This is a genomic window from Streptomyces mobaraensis, assembly GCF_020099395.1.
Classification (GTDB): Bacteria; Actinomycetota; Actinomycetes; order Streptomycetales; family Streptomycetaceae; genus Streptomyces.
On sequence record NZ_CP083590.1, the window covers coordinates 4577881 to 4591410 of the forward strand.

Here is a 13530-nt window from a genome sequence, read left to right on the forward strand (position 1 = left end):
GGCCCGACCGGGCCGTTCGGTATCCCGGGCCCGAGCGGTCCGGGGGACCTGCCGGGCCCGCCCGGTCCGCCGGGGCCGGTAGGTTCGGCGGAGCGGCCGGCCCCGGCCCGCGAGCGTCCGTTCCCGGACCGCCGGGAAGAGGAACCGGGCGGGAAGCCGGACACGGCCGCCCCCGGGCCCCGAGCCGGAAACCCCGTCCGAACACCCGTCGAGATCCCCGACCGGAAGCCCGGCGACATCCCCGACCACATCCCCGACTCGCACCCCGCCCGAACCCCCGGCAAGAAGCGGCCGAGCCCGAAGCGCCCGAACCCGAAGGACGTCATCACCCCCATGGCCCCCAACACCACGGCGATCACCAACATCGGCAGCCTCGTCACCAACGATCCCTCCCTCCCCGGTACAGGCCCCCTCGGTGTGATCCAGGACGCGGCGGTCGTCATCGACGGCGACCGCATCGCCTGGGTCGGTCCGACAAGCAAAGCACCCGCCACTGACAACGCCGTCGACGCCGAGGGCCGGGCGGCCCTCCCGGGCTTCGTGGACTCCCACTCCCACCTCGTCTTCGCCGGCGACCGGACCGAGGAGTTCAACGCCCGGATGTCCGGCCGGAGCTACAGCGCCGGCGGCATCCGCACCACCGTCGCCGCCACCCGCGCCGCGACCGACGCGGAGCTGGAGGCCAACCTCCGGCGCCACCTCGACGAGGCCCTCCGCCAGGGCACCACCACCCTGGAGACCAAGTCCGGCTACGGCCTCAGCGTCCACGACGAGGCCCGCGCCCTGCGGATCGCCGCCGCCCACACCGACGAGGTCACCTACCTCGGCGCCCACGTCGTCGCCCCCGAGTTCGCCGACGACCCGGACGGCTACGTCGCGCTCGTCACCGGCGAGATGCTCGACGCCTGCGCCCCGCACGCCCGTTGGGTCGACGTCTTCTGCGAGCGCGGCGCGTTCGACGGCGACCAGGCCCGTACGGTCCTGGAGGCGGGGATCGCCAAGGGGCTGCACGCCCGCGTCCACGCCAACCAGCTGGGCCACGGCCCGGGCGTCCGGCTCGCCGTCGAGCTCGGCGCCGCCTCCGCCGACCACTGCACCCACCTCACCGACGCGGACGTCGACGCCCTGGCCTCCGGCGAAACGGTCGCCACCCTGCTGCCCGGCGCGGAGTTCTCGACACGCGCCCCTTGGCCGGACGCGCGCCGGCTCCTCGACGCGGGCGTCACCGTCGCGCTGTCCACGGACTGCAACCCCGGCTCGTCCTTCACTAGTTCGGTGCCGTTCTGCGTCGCCCTGGCCGTGCGCGACATGGGGATGACCCCCGACGAGGCCGTCTGGGCCGCCACCGCGGGCGGCGCCGCGGCCCTGCGCCGCACCGACGTCGGCCGTGTCACCCCCGGCGCCCGCGCCGATCTTGTCCTTCTCGACGCGCCGAGCCATGTCCACCTCGCCTACCGGCCGGGCGTCCCCCTGGTCTCCGCGGTCTGGCGCGGGGGCGTCCGCGAGGTCTGACCCGGACGGCCGGCGGCCGGGCCGCGGCTCGCGGAAACCCGGCCGCCGGGCCGAGGCCGGGCCCCGCAGCTCGGTCCACGGCTGGGAACTCGCGGCCCGGACCCGTGGCCCGGGATAACGGCGCGGCCCGGCGCCCGGCGCCCCCGGTCCAGCGCCCGCGCCCCCCGGCCCAGCACCCCACCCCCGCTCCCGGCGTCCCACCCGGCACCCATGCCAAGGCGGACCGCCGGCCAGGGCTCAGCCCTCCGCCTCCCGCCGCCAGGCGATCCGCACCTCCGGCAGGTCCGCCCCCGGCGCGTCCAGCTCCGGTGCGGGCCGGCCGCGCAGGTGCAGCCCGAAGAAGGCCGCCACGTAACGGCTCGTCACCGCCTGCGCGCGGCGCCCGTCCAGGCTGCCGAAGAACCGCTGGAACCGCTCCGGCGGCCAGGTTGCCGCCAGTTCCAGGCCGACGCCCAGCGGCGCGAGGTCGGTGAAGCCGTAGTGCCGGGTGCCCAGCAGGTTCACCTTGCGGCCCCACGCCCGGTGGGCCGCCATGAACGCGTCCCAGCCCGGGTCCGTCGAGTCCTCCGTGAAGAGCATGAACGGCTGCGTAAGCCCGGTGCGTACGGCGTCCGTCAGCAGCCGGCCGTCGAGCACGGCGCCGGCCGAGAACCGGGCGTCCGTGCGCAGCGCCTCCGCGGCGGCCGAGCCGCCCAGCGAGTGCCCGAACGCGCCGACCCGGTCGAAGTCGACGGCGGCGCTGACCGCGGGCGCCGGGCTCGGGCCCCGCTCGCCGCTCAGCACGTCCAGGACGAAGCGCAGGTCCGCCGCCCGGACGTCGGAGTACCGGCGCAGCCGCTCGGGGTCGCCCGTCGGCGGGTTGCCGGGGACGACGCGGCCGTCGGGGAACTCGGCGGGCCCGTCGTGGGTGTGGTTGACGCCCACCACCACACAGCCCTGGGAGGCGAGTTCCTGGGCGAACGCGGTGCCCGTCGCGGCCGGGTCCTGGCGGCCGGGGCTGTAGAGGATCAAGGGCGCGTCCCGGAGCGCACGGCTCACGGGCGCGCCGGCGCGCGACTGCGTGCGCACCCGGGAAAGCGAGCCCGCCGGCAGGCCGAAGCGCTGCTCCACCAGAGGCAGGAGGCCGCCGGTGAGGTAGGGGGCGGTCGTCCGCACGGAGTCGGCGCCCGAGGCGTACCAGACCTGCACCATGAGCTCACGCGGTGCCCGTGTGGGCGCGTAGGGGTCCGTACGGCGGGTGTCCACGAGGTGCAGCCGTGTGGTGCCCACCGGGCAGGGGCCGGAGGGGGCCGGGAGCGGTACGGGGTCCATCGACGGTGTGCGGGGCGCGTGCGTCGCGGCGTGCGCCGCCGGGCCCAGGGCGTCCGCGGCTCCACCGGTCAGGGCGGCGCCCACCGCGCCCGCCGAGGCCCGGAGGAGCGAGCGGCGTCCTAAGGACGTCCGGGGCGCCTCGGACGCCCCGGAGGTGCCGGAACGGTTCATGCGTCTCTTCTCCCAAGCGAAGCGGCCGAGATCGAGAGATCGAGTGTTGATCATCGGCGTCATCACATCACCCCCACGTTTCCCGCGGAACCCCCGTTGCGGCCACCGTCACATCACAACTCGGTTGCCCCCAGAGGCGGCCGGGGCGAAAGTGACCCGATGAAGACGATCGGGTTGCTGGGTGGCATGAGCTGGGAGTCCACCGCCGAGTACTACCGGCTGCTGAACGAGCGCACGCGCGAGCGCCTCGGCGGACTCCACTCCGCCAAGTGCGTGCTGTACTCGGTGGACTTCGCGGAGGTCGAGCGGCTCCAGGTGGAGGGCCGCTGGGAGGAGGCGGGCGACGTCCTGGCCGCCGCCGCGAAGTCCCTGTCGGCGGCGGGCGCGGAGCTGCTGCTCATCTGCACCAACACCATGCACAAGGTCGCGGACCGGGTGGAGGCCGCCGCCGGCGTCCCGCTGCTGCACATCGCGGACGCCACCGCCGAGGCCGTGCGCGCGGCCGGCGTGCGCCGCGTCGGCCTGCTCGGCACCGCCTTCACCATGGAGCAGGACTTCTACCGCGACCGGGTCGCGGCGGGCGGCCTGGAGGTCCTGGTGCCGGACGCGGAGGGCCGCGCGACCGTGCACCGGGTGATCTACGAGGAGCTGTGCGCCGGGATCGTCCGCGAGGAGTCCCGCGAGGCGTACCGGGCGATCATCCGCGAGCTCGTCGCGGCGGGGGCGGAGGGCATCATCCTCGGCTGCACGGAGATCGAACTCCTCGTCGGCGCCGAGGACAGCCCGGTGCCGGTCTTCCCGACCGCCCGGCTGCACGCCGAGGCGGCGGTCGCCCGGGCGCTGGCCTAGCCGGAAGGAGCGCCGGCCGAGCCGGAAGGGGCGCCGGCCGACGTGCCGGAGGCGGCGCCGGCCGAGCTGTCGGAGGCGGCGCCGGCCGGCTGACGCGAGAGCGCCGGCCCCGGGAAACGGCGGTGCGCCGCGCGGGAGTTCCGCGCGGCGCACCGTACGTCCGGAGGCGGCGGACCGGCCGGCCCGCCCGTCGTGCTACTCGTCGACCAGCAGCCCGCGCCGCAGCCGCACGAGCGTCCGGGAGAGCAGCCGGGAGACGTGCATCTGCGAGATGCCCAGCTCCTCGCCGATCTCCGACTGGGTCATGTTCGCGACGAACCGCAACGACAGGATCTTGCGGTCGCGCGGGGCCAGTTCGGCGATCAGGGGCTTCAGCGACTCGACGTACTCGACGCCTTCGAGGTCGTGGTCCTCGTAGCCGATCCGGGCCGAGAGGGTGCCCCCGTCGCTGTCGTCGTCCTCGGAGGGCGCGTCCAGCGAGCTCGCGGTGTACGCGTTGCTGGCGCCCATGCCCTCGACGACCTCGTCCTCCGAGATGCCCAGGTGCTGGGCGAGTTCGGCGACCGTGGGGGAGCGGTCGAGGCGCTGGGCGAGTTCGTCGCTGGCCTTGGCGAGGGTGAGCCGGAGCTCCTGGAGCCGGCGCGGGACGCGCACGGACCAGCTGGTGTCGCGGAAGAAGCGCTTGATCTCGCCGATGATCGTCGGCATCGCGAAGGTCGGGAACTCGACGCCGCGGCTGAGCTCGAAGCGGTCGATGGCCTTGATGAGGCCGATGGTGCCGACCTGGACGATGTCCTCCATCGGTTCGCTGCGGGTGCGGAACCGGGAGGCGGCGAACCTGACGAGGGCCAGGTTGAGTTCGACCAGGGTGTTGCGCACGTAGGCGTACTCGTGCGTGCCTTCCTCGAGCGATTCGAGGCGGGCGAAGAGGGTTTTGGACAGGGCCCGCGCGTCGACCGGTTCCACCTCGTCGTACGGGGGGATCTCCGGAAGGGGCGGGAATGTCGACGAGGCGGTCTCCGCCGTCCCGTAGGGGACGGTGTCCTCGTCCTCGGAGTGCGGAAGGATTGCCTCCGGGGAGAGGGGGGAACGCGGTTCGTCGAGCCGGGGTGACATGGTCTCCTCCATCGTTCTCGGCATATGGCCGCCGGTGCCATGAGCTCGTGCTGCGGTTTGCGGCGCCTCCGGGCCGTCCGTGGTGGGTGATGTCTTCCTCTAGCCGTACCGGTCTTTACCTATGCTTGGCAAGTCTCGATTGTCCGTATTTGGTGCGGAATGACGGTTGTTCGACTTTCCGCGGGCGTAGGGAACGCGTAGGGTTTCCGCTGTCCTGAGCGGGCAGGCAGGGCACGGGCACACCATGAAGGGATGCGCGATGGCATGCGGAGATACCAGGGAAAAGGTGTCGGAGTCGTGAGCGGGGCCCGGCTACGGGTGGAGGTCCGGCGGCACGGCGCGAGCGCGGTCGTGAAGCCGGAGGGTGAGCTCGATCACCATACGGCCGACCTCCTGCGCGAACCGCTGGAGAACTGCGCCGAGGAGGTCGGCGCGCGCATCGTCGTCGACTGCTCGGGGCTGGAGTTCTGCGACTCCACCGGACTCAACGTGCTTCTCGGGGCCCGGTTGAAGGCCGAGGCCGCGGGCGGCTCCGTCCATCTCGCGGCGATGCGGCCGGTGGTGGCCCGGGTGTTCGAGATCACGGGCGCCGGCGCGGTCTTCGCGGTGCACAGCAGTCTCGACGCGGCTCTCGCCGAGTGACGGGCGGGCGACGGTGCGTTGTGCGGACCACCGGAACGGTGCCGTAGGTGTTCACCGCGTGCGTCCGGGCAGGAGCAGGCTGACCGCTTTGTACGCGAAGACGGTGCACGCGACGACAGAGTCTCTTTCTCAATCGGTGAATCGGTGAGGTGAAGCGCTGATGAGCACCACCCGGCCGTACCCGCCGGCGCCGGGCGACCCCGGCCCGGAGGCGCACGGCTCAGCCGCGGCCGCGCCCGCCGAAGCGGGGCCCCCGGGCGGACCGGCCCGCCGGCTCCCCCTCGTCGGGGTCAGCGGCGCCGTCCCCCTGTCCCGTGACTTCACCCGCCAGGCGCTCCGGGAGTGGGGCTGGCTGCCCGCGGCCAACGCCGATCACCGGGCCGCCGCCGAGGACGTCCTGCTGGTCGTCTCCGAGCTCGTCACCAACGCCTGCCTGCACGCGGGCGGCCCCGCCGAGCTGCTCGTCAGCCGCGGGACGAAGGTGCTGCGGCTGGAGGTCTCCGACCTCGGCAACGGCGAGCCGGTGCCCCGGACCCCCCACCGCGCGGGCCGCCCCGGCGGACACGGCATGTTCATCGTCCAGCGGCTGTGCCTGGACTGGGGTGTCGTCCGGAACGCGGACGGCGCCGGCAAGACGGTCTGGGCGGAACTGGCCGCCCCCTCGTAGACGGACGCTCGTACGGCGTGCCCTTTTCCCGCACGCCCCGACCCTGTCCCGTACGGCCACGGCGCTCCGCCGGTGGCCGTTTTGGCGCGCCCGGGGTCGTGCGCGGGATCGCCGGATCCGCTGCGGACCGCCGCGACGGCCGGGGGCGGCCGGAGGGGCTGAGGGCCGACGAGAACCGCCGGAGGGCCGCCGAGGGGCACCGAGGGTCGGCCGAGGCCCGCGCGGGCCGGTGAGGGCGCTGAGAGGCGCTGAGAGGCGCCAAGGGGACGCTGAGCGGGCGCCGAGCGTTTGCGGCGCCGAATGAACGTGTGTGGCACCTGACGTCGACGACCCTGACGTCGACGACACCGAGGAGCGCCCGAACGGCGCTGAGAAGTGCCAAGCGGCGCTCGGGAAACGGCGCGCCCCCACCCACCGCCCCCTCCGCTCACGGTCCCCCGCAACCCCACCACCCCCGCACGGAAGCCCCCGCCCGCGCCCGCCCGTCCCCGCACGCCCTCCCCGCGCAGACGAGTGCCCCCGGCGCATCATCGCGCCGGGGGCACTGTGGGGGAGGCGGCCGACGGCGCGCCTCAGGTGCGGGTCAGCGCACGTCGCCCATGAGGGCCTCGATCTTCTTGCGGGACGACCAGACCGCGACGCCCGCCAGGGCCGCGACCCCGGCCTCGCCGAGGATCACGCCGAAGCCGTTGAGGTCCACGCCCGCCGTCGCCATCAGGGTCATGACGCAGTCACCCGCGGTGACCGCGAGGAACCAGACACCCATCATCTGGCTGGCGTACTTCTTCGGCGCCATCTTCGTGGTCAGCGACAGACCCACGGGGGACAGGCAGAGTTCACCGAGGGTCTGCAGCATGTAGATGGTGATCAGCCACATGGGGCTGACGGTCGAGCCGCCCGTCGCCATCTTCATGGGGATGGCGAACAGCACGAAGGAGGCACCGGCCAGCAGCATCGCCGCGGAGAACTTCACCGTGGAGCTGGGCTCGCGCTTGCGGCGCGCCATGGACACCCACATCGCCGCGAAGATCGGGGCGAGGACCAGGACCCACGCGGAGTTGACCGACTGGAACCAGGTGGACGGGAAGTGGAGGCCGAAGACGTTGTCCGTGGTCTTCTTCTCGGCGAAGGTCGACATCGTCGAACCGGCCTGGTCGAAGATGCCCCAGAACACGGCGGCGGCGACGAAGAACCAGATGTAGCCGCTGACCTTGGTCTGCTCCTCCGACGTCAGCTCCTTGTCCCGCTTGATGCGGGCCAGAACGAAGATCGGGACGATCAGGCCGATGAGGGCGATCGGAACGAGGGCCCAGTTGATCGTGAAGTGACCGGTGCCGACCACGACGCCGTAGAAGATGCCGGCGATGACCAGCCAGATCAGGCCCTTGAGCAGCCAGGAGTTCCGCTCGGCCGCCGTCAGCGGCATCGGGACCTCGGCGCTCTTCGGGTCCAGCCAGCGGGTGCCGATGAGGAACGCCACCAGGCCGAGGCCCATGCCGATCGCGGCGAGGGTGAAGCCCAGGTGCCAGCTGACCTGCTGGCCGACGGTGCCGATGACCAGCGGCGCGCCGAGGCCACCCAGGTTGATGCCGATGTAGAAGAGCGTGAAGCCGCCGTCGCGACGCGGGTCCTTGGGGCCGTTGTAGAGGTGGCCGACCATCGTCGAGATGTTGGACTTCAGCAGACCCGAACCGATCGCCACCAGCGCCAGACCGGCGAAGAAGGTCGGCTTACCGGGCAGCGCGAGCAGCAGGTGACCGCACATGATCACGCTGGCCGCGATGGCCACCGTCTTGCGGGGGCCCCAGACGCGGTCGCCGAACCAGCCGCCGGGCATGGCCAGCAGGTACACCATGGCCACGTACACCGAGTAGATGGCCAGCGACGTCGACTCCGGCATGGCCAGACCGCCGCCCTGGCTGCCGGACTTGGCGTCCGGGCCACCGGAGATCAGGTAGAGGACGAGAAGGGCGCGCATTCCGTAGTAGGAAAAGCGCTCCCACATCTCCGTCAGGAAGAGGGGGGCCAGGCCGAGGGGGTGGCCGAAGAGGGTCTTGCCGCCGGCGACGGGGGTGTTGTCCCGCGCGGTTGACTCCTTCGTCAGGCTGGACGCCATGGTCGATCCTTGGGTTCCGAGGACGCGCGTGGAGCTGCTGCGCGCCCGTGTGGGGGTTGGCCGGCACCGGATCACGGCATCGCCCGCCCCCACGCCCTTGGGGTTCGCCTCCCCCTCGGGGGAGCCGGCAGAGCGGCCTTGATTCCGGGATCCACGCCCCCGCGCACCTTCGCACGGCGGACCCGGCCGACAGGTCGTTCACGTTTCACATAAGAGTGACGTATAAGTCCCGCGTACGGAAGAGACCTCCGGCTAGCCACTGCCAAGCCGAAGGTCCCCCACGTTGGTACAGACTTCCGGTAACCATACGTCACACCCCGCCCGCATATGGAAGGAGTTGAGACATGGATCACAATGGTTGGCGGAACCATTCATCGGGGTTCCGATGTGTCATCCCCTCCGGCGTTCCGCGGGTCCCGGGTGCCCGGAGTGCGCTCTGACGTGCGCCCGAGCGGACTACCATCACGTGCATGACCCGAGTACTGCTCGCCGAGGATGACGCGTCCATCTCGGAGCCGCTCGCACGCGCGCTGCGCCGCGAGGGGTATGAGGTGGAGGTACGAGAAGACGGTCCCACAGCGCTCGCCGCGGGGATCAAGGGAGACGTCGACCTGCTCGTCCTCGATCTCGGGCTGCCCGGAATGGACGGTCTGGAGGTCTGCCGGCGGCTGCGCACCGAGGGCCACGGCTTCCCGGTGCTGGTGCTCACCGCCCGGGCCGACGAGGTCGACACCGTCGTCGGGCTGGACGCCGGCGCCGACGACTACGTCACCAAGCCCTTCCGCCTCGCCGAGCTGCTCGCCCGCGTCCGGGCCCTGCTCCGGCGCGGCGCCGCCGACTCCCCCCAGCAGGGGACGGCGACGCACGGCGTCCGGATCGACGTCGAGTCGCACCGCGCCTGGATGGGCGACGAGGAACTCCAGCTCACGGCCAAGGAGTTCGACCTGCTCCGGGTCCTGGTCCGGGACGCGGGCCGGGTCGTCACCCGCGACCAGCTGATGCGCGAGGTCTGGGACACCACCTGGTGGTCGTCCACCAAGACCCTCGACATGCACATCTCCTGGCTGCGCAAGAAGCTCGGGGACGACGCGGCCAACCCGCGCTACATCGCCACCGTGCGCGGCGTCGGCTTCCGGTTCGAGAAGAACTAGCCCCCGGCCGGAGGGGTAACGCCCCGGACCGCAGATCAACGCCCGGACCACAGGGCAACGCCCGGACCACAGGGCAACGCCCGGACCACAGGGCAACGCCCGGGCCGGAGGAGCGACGCCCCGGACCCGGGGCAACCGGGGGGCAACCGAACAACGGAACAACGAGCCGGAGAACCGCCCGTGCGCCGCCGATTGATCAACTCCACGCTCGCCGTCGTCCTCGTCGTGATCGCGGTCTTCGGGATCTCGCTGGTCATCGTCGAGACCCGCACCATCGAGAGCAGCGCGCAGGAGAGCGTGCAGTCCGAGGCGGTGCGGCTGGTCAGCAGCGTCGAGGGGCGGCTGGCCGGCGGCGAACGGGTCGAGGCGGGCGTGCTCCAGCAGCAGATCGCCCAGGACCGGTACGCGCGGGTGGAGATCCCCGGCCGCAAGCCCATCGAGGTCGGCACCCGCCCCGAGGGCGGCCTGATCGTCTCGGAGCAGACCGGGGAGCACGGCGAGCGGGTCCGGGTGGAGGAGTCCCGGTCGGCCGTCAGCAAAGAGGTCGGCCGGACGCTGCTGGTGATCCTCGCGGTGGCCCTGCTGGCCGTCGTCGCCGCGGTCTTCCTGGCCGTCCGGCAGGCCAACCGGCTCACCGCGCCCCTCACCGACCTGGCCGAGACCGCCGAACGGCTCGGCTCCGGCGACCCCCGCCCCCGCCACCGCCGCTACGGCGTCCCCGAACTCGACCGCGTCGCCGACGTCCTCGACGGCAGCGCGGAACGCATCGCCCGGATGCTCACGGCGGAACGGCGGCTCGCCGCCGACGCCTCCCACCAGCTCCGCACCCCGCTGACCGCGCTGTCCATGCGGCTGGAGGAGATCACGCTCACCGACGACCCGGACACGGTCAAGGAGGAGGCGACGATCGCCCTCACCCAGGTCGAGCGGCTCACCGACGTCGTCCAGCGACTGCTGACCAACTCCCGCGACCCCAAGACCGGCTCGGCCGTCACCTTCGACCTCGACGAGGTCATCAAGCAGCAGCTGGAGGAGTGGCGGCCCGCCATCCGCGCCGGCGGCCGGGCCCTGGTCCGCTCCGGCAAGCAGGGGCTCCGGGCGGTGGGCACGCCCGGCGCGGTCTCCCAGGTCATCGCGACGCTGATCGAGAACTCCCTGACCCATGGCGACGGAGCCGTCGCCCTGCGCACCCGGGTCACCGGCAACCAGGCGGTGGTCGAGGTCTCCGACGAGGGCCCGGGCGTCCCGACGGACCTGGGCGCGCGGGTCTTCGAACGGACGGTCAGCGGCCGGAATTCGACGGGCCTGGGCCTGGCCGTCGCCCGGGACCTCGCGGAGGCGGACGGCGGACGGCTGGAACTGCTCCAGCAGCGCCCGCCGGTGTTCGCGCTGTTCCTGAGCATGGAGGCGGGGCCGGGGGGCCGGGAGCCGGAGCGGGAGGAGCGGGAGGACTGAGCTTCGGCGGGCGCGGGCGCGGGCGTGGGCGCGGGCGTGGGCGGGCGTGGGCGCGGGCGTGAGGCGGGCGCCGGCGCGGGCGTCAGGCAGGTGCCGGCGTCAGGAGCGCGTCGACGAAGCCCGGTGCCGCTGCCGCGGAATCTCCGGGCCCGACGAAGCCGCCGCCGAGGCGGCCGGAGCCTGCGCCAGAAACGATTCAGCCGCCTCGACGGTCGCCTGCGTCACCGGCAGCCGCTTGAACACCCACGTCCGGTACGACCAGAACCGGAAGACCGTGCCGATGCCCAGGCCCACCACGTTCTTGGCGATGTTGTCCGCCACCGTGGAAGTGAAGCCGAAGCCGTAGTGCGACAGCGCCAGGATCCCGTTCTCGATCACCAGGCCGACGCCGCTGAACAGCAGGAACAGCGTCAGCTCCCGGCTGCGGCGGCTCTTGTCGCAGTCGCGGTACGTCCAGTACCGGTTGCCGACGTAGTTCGCCGCGATGGCGAAGCAGGTGGCGATCACACCCGAGCGGACCACGGCCAGCCCCGAGTGCCGGCACATGTTGAAGATGACGGTGTTGACCACGAAGCCGACGGCGCCGATGGCGCCGAACTTGGCGATTTCGCGGACCAGCCGCTCCAGCCGGGAACGCACTGCGCGCCGATGACTCATGGTTTCGTCAGGCTCCGTGGGGAAGGCGGTCAGGGCGTGGGGCGACTCACCATGCTAGCGAGCGCTTCCGGGGTGCGGCCGGGGGCCGGGTGAATACCGGACGAACGCCCGCCGCCCCGCCCGCCACCGGCCGATGGCCGACGGACTTGGATGATCGTCCAAGCCGGGGGCCGGGCCGGTCGTGCGTACGGATACCCTGTTGGCGTGACGTTCCCGGTAGTCGGCATGGTCGGCGGCGGTCAGCTCGCCCGTATGACCCACGAGGCGGGCATCCCCCTCGGCATCAGATTCAAGCTGCTCAGTGACACTCCGCAGGACTCGGCGGCGCAGGTCGCGAACGAGGTGGTGGTGGGGGACTACCGCGACCTCGACACCCTTCGTGCGTTCGCACAAGGCTGCGATGTGATCACCTTCGATCACGAGCACGTTCCGACCGAGCACCTACGGGCCCTGGAGGCGGACGGCATCCCCGTCCGCCCGGGGCCCGACGCGTTGGTGCACGCCCAGGACAAGGGCGTGATGCGGGCGAAGCTCACGGAGATCGGCGTCCCCTGCCCGCGCCACCGCATCGTGGTCGATCCGGCCGATGTCGAGCGGTTCGCGGCCGAGGGCGAGGGCTGGCCGGTCGTCGTCAAGACCGTGCGCGGCGGTTACGACGGCAAGGGCGTGTGGGTGGTCCGCGACGCCGCCGGGGCGGAGGACGCCTTCCGCGCCGGGGTGCCCGTCCTCGCCGAGGAGAAGGTCGACTTCGTCCGCGAACTGGCCGCCAACGTCGTCCGCTCCCCGCACGGGCAGGCCGTCGCCTACCCGGTCGTCGAGTCGATCCAGGTCAACGGTGTCTGCGACACGGTCATCGCCCCCGCACCCGACCTGTCCGCCCAGCTGTCCGCCGAGGCCCAGCGGCTCGCGCTGCGGATCGCCCAGGAACTCGGCGTCGTCGGCCACCTCGCCGTCGAGCTGTTCGAGACCCGGGACGGCCGGATCCTCGTCAACGAGCTGGCGATGCGCCCGCACAACTCCGGCCACTGGACCCAGGACGGCGCGGTCACCTCGCAGTTCGCCAACCACGTCCGGGCCGTCCTCGACCTGCCGCTCGGCGACCCGCGCCCGCGCGCCCGGTGGACCGTCATGGCCAATGTTCTGGGCGGCGACTACCCGGACATGTATTCCGCGTACCTCCATTGCATGGCACGCGACCCCGGGTTGAAGATCCATATGTACGGCAAGGACGTCAAGCCCGGCCGCAAGGTCGGACACGTCACCACCTACGGCGACGACCTGGACGACGTGCGCGATCGCGCCGCCCACGCCGCCGGATACCTGCGAGGGACGATCACCGAATGAGCAGCTCCCCCGGCGCACCGGTCGTCGGCATCGTCATGGGCTCCGACTCCGACTGGCCCGTCATGGAGGCCGCCGCCGAGGCGCTCGCCGAGTTCGACGTCCCCTACGAGGTCGACGTCGTCTCCGCGCACCGCATGCCCCGCGAGATGGTCGCGTACGGAGAGCGGGCGGCCGGCCGGGGGCTGAAGGCGATCATCGCGGGCGCCGGCGGCGCGGCCCACCTGCCCGGCATGCTGGCCTCCGTCACCACCCTGCCGGTGATCGGCGTCCCGGTGCCGCTCAAGTACCTGGACGGCATGGACTCGCTCCTCTCCATCGTCCAGATGCCGGCCGGCGTCCCCGTCGCCACCGTCTCCGTCGGCGGCGCCCGCAACGCGGGCCTGCTCGCGGTGCGCATGCTCGCCGCGCACGACCCCGGCCTGAGCGCCCGGATGAGCCGCTTCCAGGAGGAGCTCAACGAGCAGGCGACGGAGAAGGGCCGCCGCCTGCGCGCCAAGGCGCAGGGCGACACCGGCTTCGGCTTCGGAAAGTAAGGGGAC

Annotated in this window: 12 protein-coding genes; 8 read left to right on the forward strand and 4 right to left on the reverse strand. The window is 72.6% G+C overall.

From position 1 onward, the window contains the following. The first annotated feature begins 333 nt into the window (after positions 1–333). Positions 334–1512 (forward strand): imidazolonepropionase, encoded by a 1179-nt coding sequence (gene hutI, locus K7I03_RS20005; protein ID WP_185945607.1) that lies wholly within the window; start codon positions 334–336, stop codon positions 1510–1512. Between the two features lie 237 nt (positions 1513–1749). Here hutI and K7I03_RS20010 read toward each other — a convergent pair whose 3' ends face one another. After that, on the reverse strand, positions 1750–2907 hold the full coding sequence (locus K7I03_RS20010) for an alpha/beta hydrolase family protein (protein WP_185945608.1): 1158 nt from the start codon (positions 2905–2907) through the stop codon (positions 1750–1752). A 246-nt stretch (positions 2908–3153) separates the two neighbouring features. On the opposite strand from K7I03_RS20010, the gene K7I03_RS20015 reads away from it, so the two are divergent. Beyond that, positions 3154–3843 carry an aspartate/glutamate racemase family protein gene (locus K7I03_RS20015; RefSeq protein WP_185945609.1) on the forward strand — a complete coding sequence of 230 codons (690 nt, stop codon included), beginning with the start codon at positions 3154–3156 and terminating at the stop codon, positions 3841–3843. Positions 3844–4038: 195 nt separating this feature from the next. On the opposite strand, the gene K7I03_RS20020 is transcribed toward K7I03_RS20015, so the two are convergent. Then, the gene (locus tag K7I03_RS20020) at positions 4039–4971 is read right to left on the reverse strand and encodes an RNA polymerase sigma factor SigF (RefSeq protein ID WP_398857567.1); all 933 of its coding nucleotides are present in this window, start codon (positions 4969–4971) and stop codon (positions 4039–4041) included. A gap of 240 nt (positions 4972–5211) precedes the next feature. Between K7I03_RS20020 and K7I03_RS20025 the strand changes: the two genes are divergently transcribed. Together K7I03_RS20025 and K7I03_RS20030 are read left to right on the forward strand one after the other, a co-directional pair. Continuing rightward, positions 5212–5601 carry an STAS domain-containing protein gene (locus K7I03_RS20025; RefSeq protein WP_185945610.1) on the forward strand — a complete coding sequence of 130 codons (390 nt, stop codon included), beginning with the start codon at positions 5212–5214 and terminating at the stop codon, positions 5599–5601. Positions 5602–5761: 160 nt separating this feature from the next. Beyond that, positions 5762–6268 carry an ATP-binding protein gene (locus tag K7I03_RS20030; protein WP_185945611.1) on the forward strand — a complete coding sequence of 169 codons (507 nt, stop codon included), beginning with the start codon at positions 5762–5764 and terminating at the stop codon, positions 6266–6268. A gap of 583 nt (positions 6269–6851) precedes the next feature. On the opposite strand, the gene K7I03_RS20035 is transcribed toward K7I03_RS20030, so the two are convergent. Then, positions 6852–8384, reverse strand: a complete 1533-nt coding sequence (locus K7I03_RS20035) for a peptide MFS transporter (protein WP_185945612.1) — start codon at positions 8382–8384, stop codon at positions 6852–6854. Positions 8385–8854: 470 nt separating this feature from the next. On the opposite strand from K7I03_RS20035, the gene K7I03_RS20040 reads away from it, so the two are divergent. Continuing rightward, positions 8855–9535, forward strand: a complete 681-nt coding sequence (locus tag K7I03_RS20040) for a response regulator transcription factor (protein ID WP_185945613.1) — start codon at positions 8855–8857, stop codon at positions 9533–9535. 180 nt (positions 9536–9715) lie between these two features. Continuing rightward, positions 9716–10990: a HAMP domain-containing histidine kinase gene (locus tag K7I03_RS20045; RefSeq protein WP_185945614.1), complete on the forward strand. Its 1275-nt coding sequence runs from the start codon at positions 9716–9718 to the stop codon at positions 10988–10990. Between the two features lie 99 nt (positions 10991–11089). On the opposite strand, the gene K7I03_RS20050 is transcribed toward K7I03_RS20045, so the two are convergent. Next, on the reverse strand, positions 11090–11647 hold the full coding sequence (locus K7I03_RS20050) for a GtrA family protein (RefSeq protein WP_185945615.1): 558 nt from the start codon (positions 11645–11647) through the stop codon (positions 11090–11092). Between the two features lie 204 nt (positions 11648–11851). Between K7I03_RS20050 and K7I03_RS20055 the strand changes: the two genes are divergently transcribed. Continuing rightward, complete coding sequence (locus K7I03_RS20055) at positions 11852–12991, forward strand: 5-(carboxyamino)imidazole ribonucleotide synthase (RefSeq protein WP_185945616.1); 1140 nt, start codon at positions 11852–11854, stop codon at positions 12989–12991. After that, on the forward strand, positions 12988–13524 hold the full coding sequence (gene purE, locus K7I03_RS20060; RefSeq protein ID WP_185945617.1) for a 5-(carboxyamino)imidazole ribonucleotide mutase: 537 nt from the start codon (positions 12988–12990) through the stop codon (positions 13522–13524). Before K7I03_RS20055 ends, purE begins: the two co-directional genes overlap by 4 nt. Positions 13525–13530 lie beyond the last annotated feature (6 nt).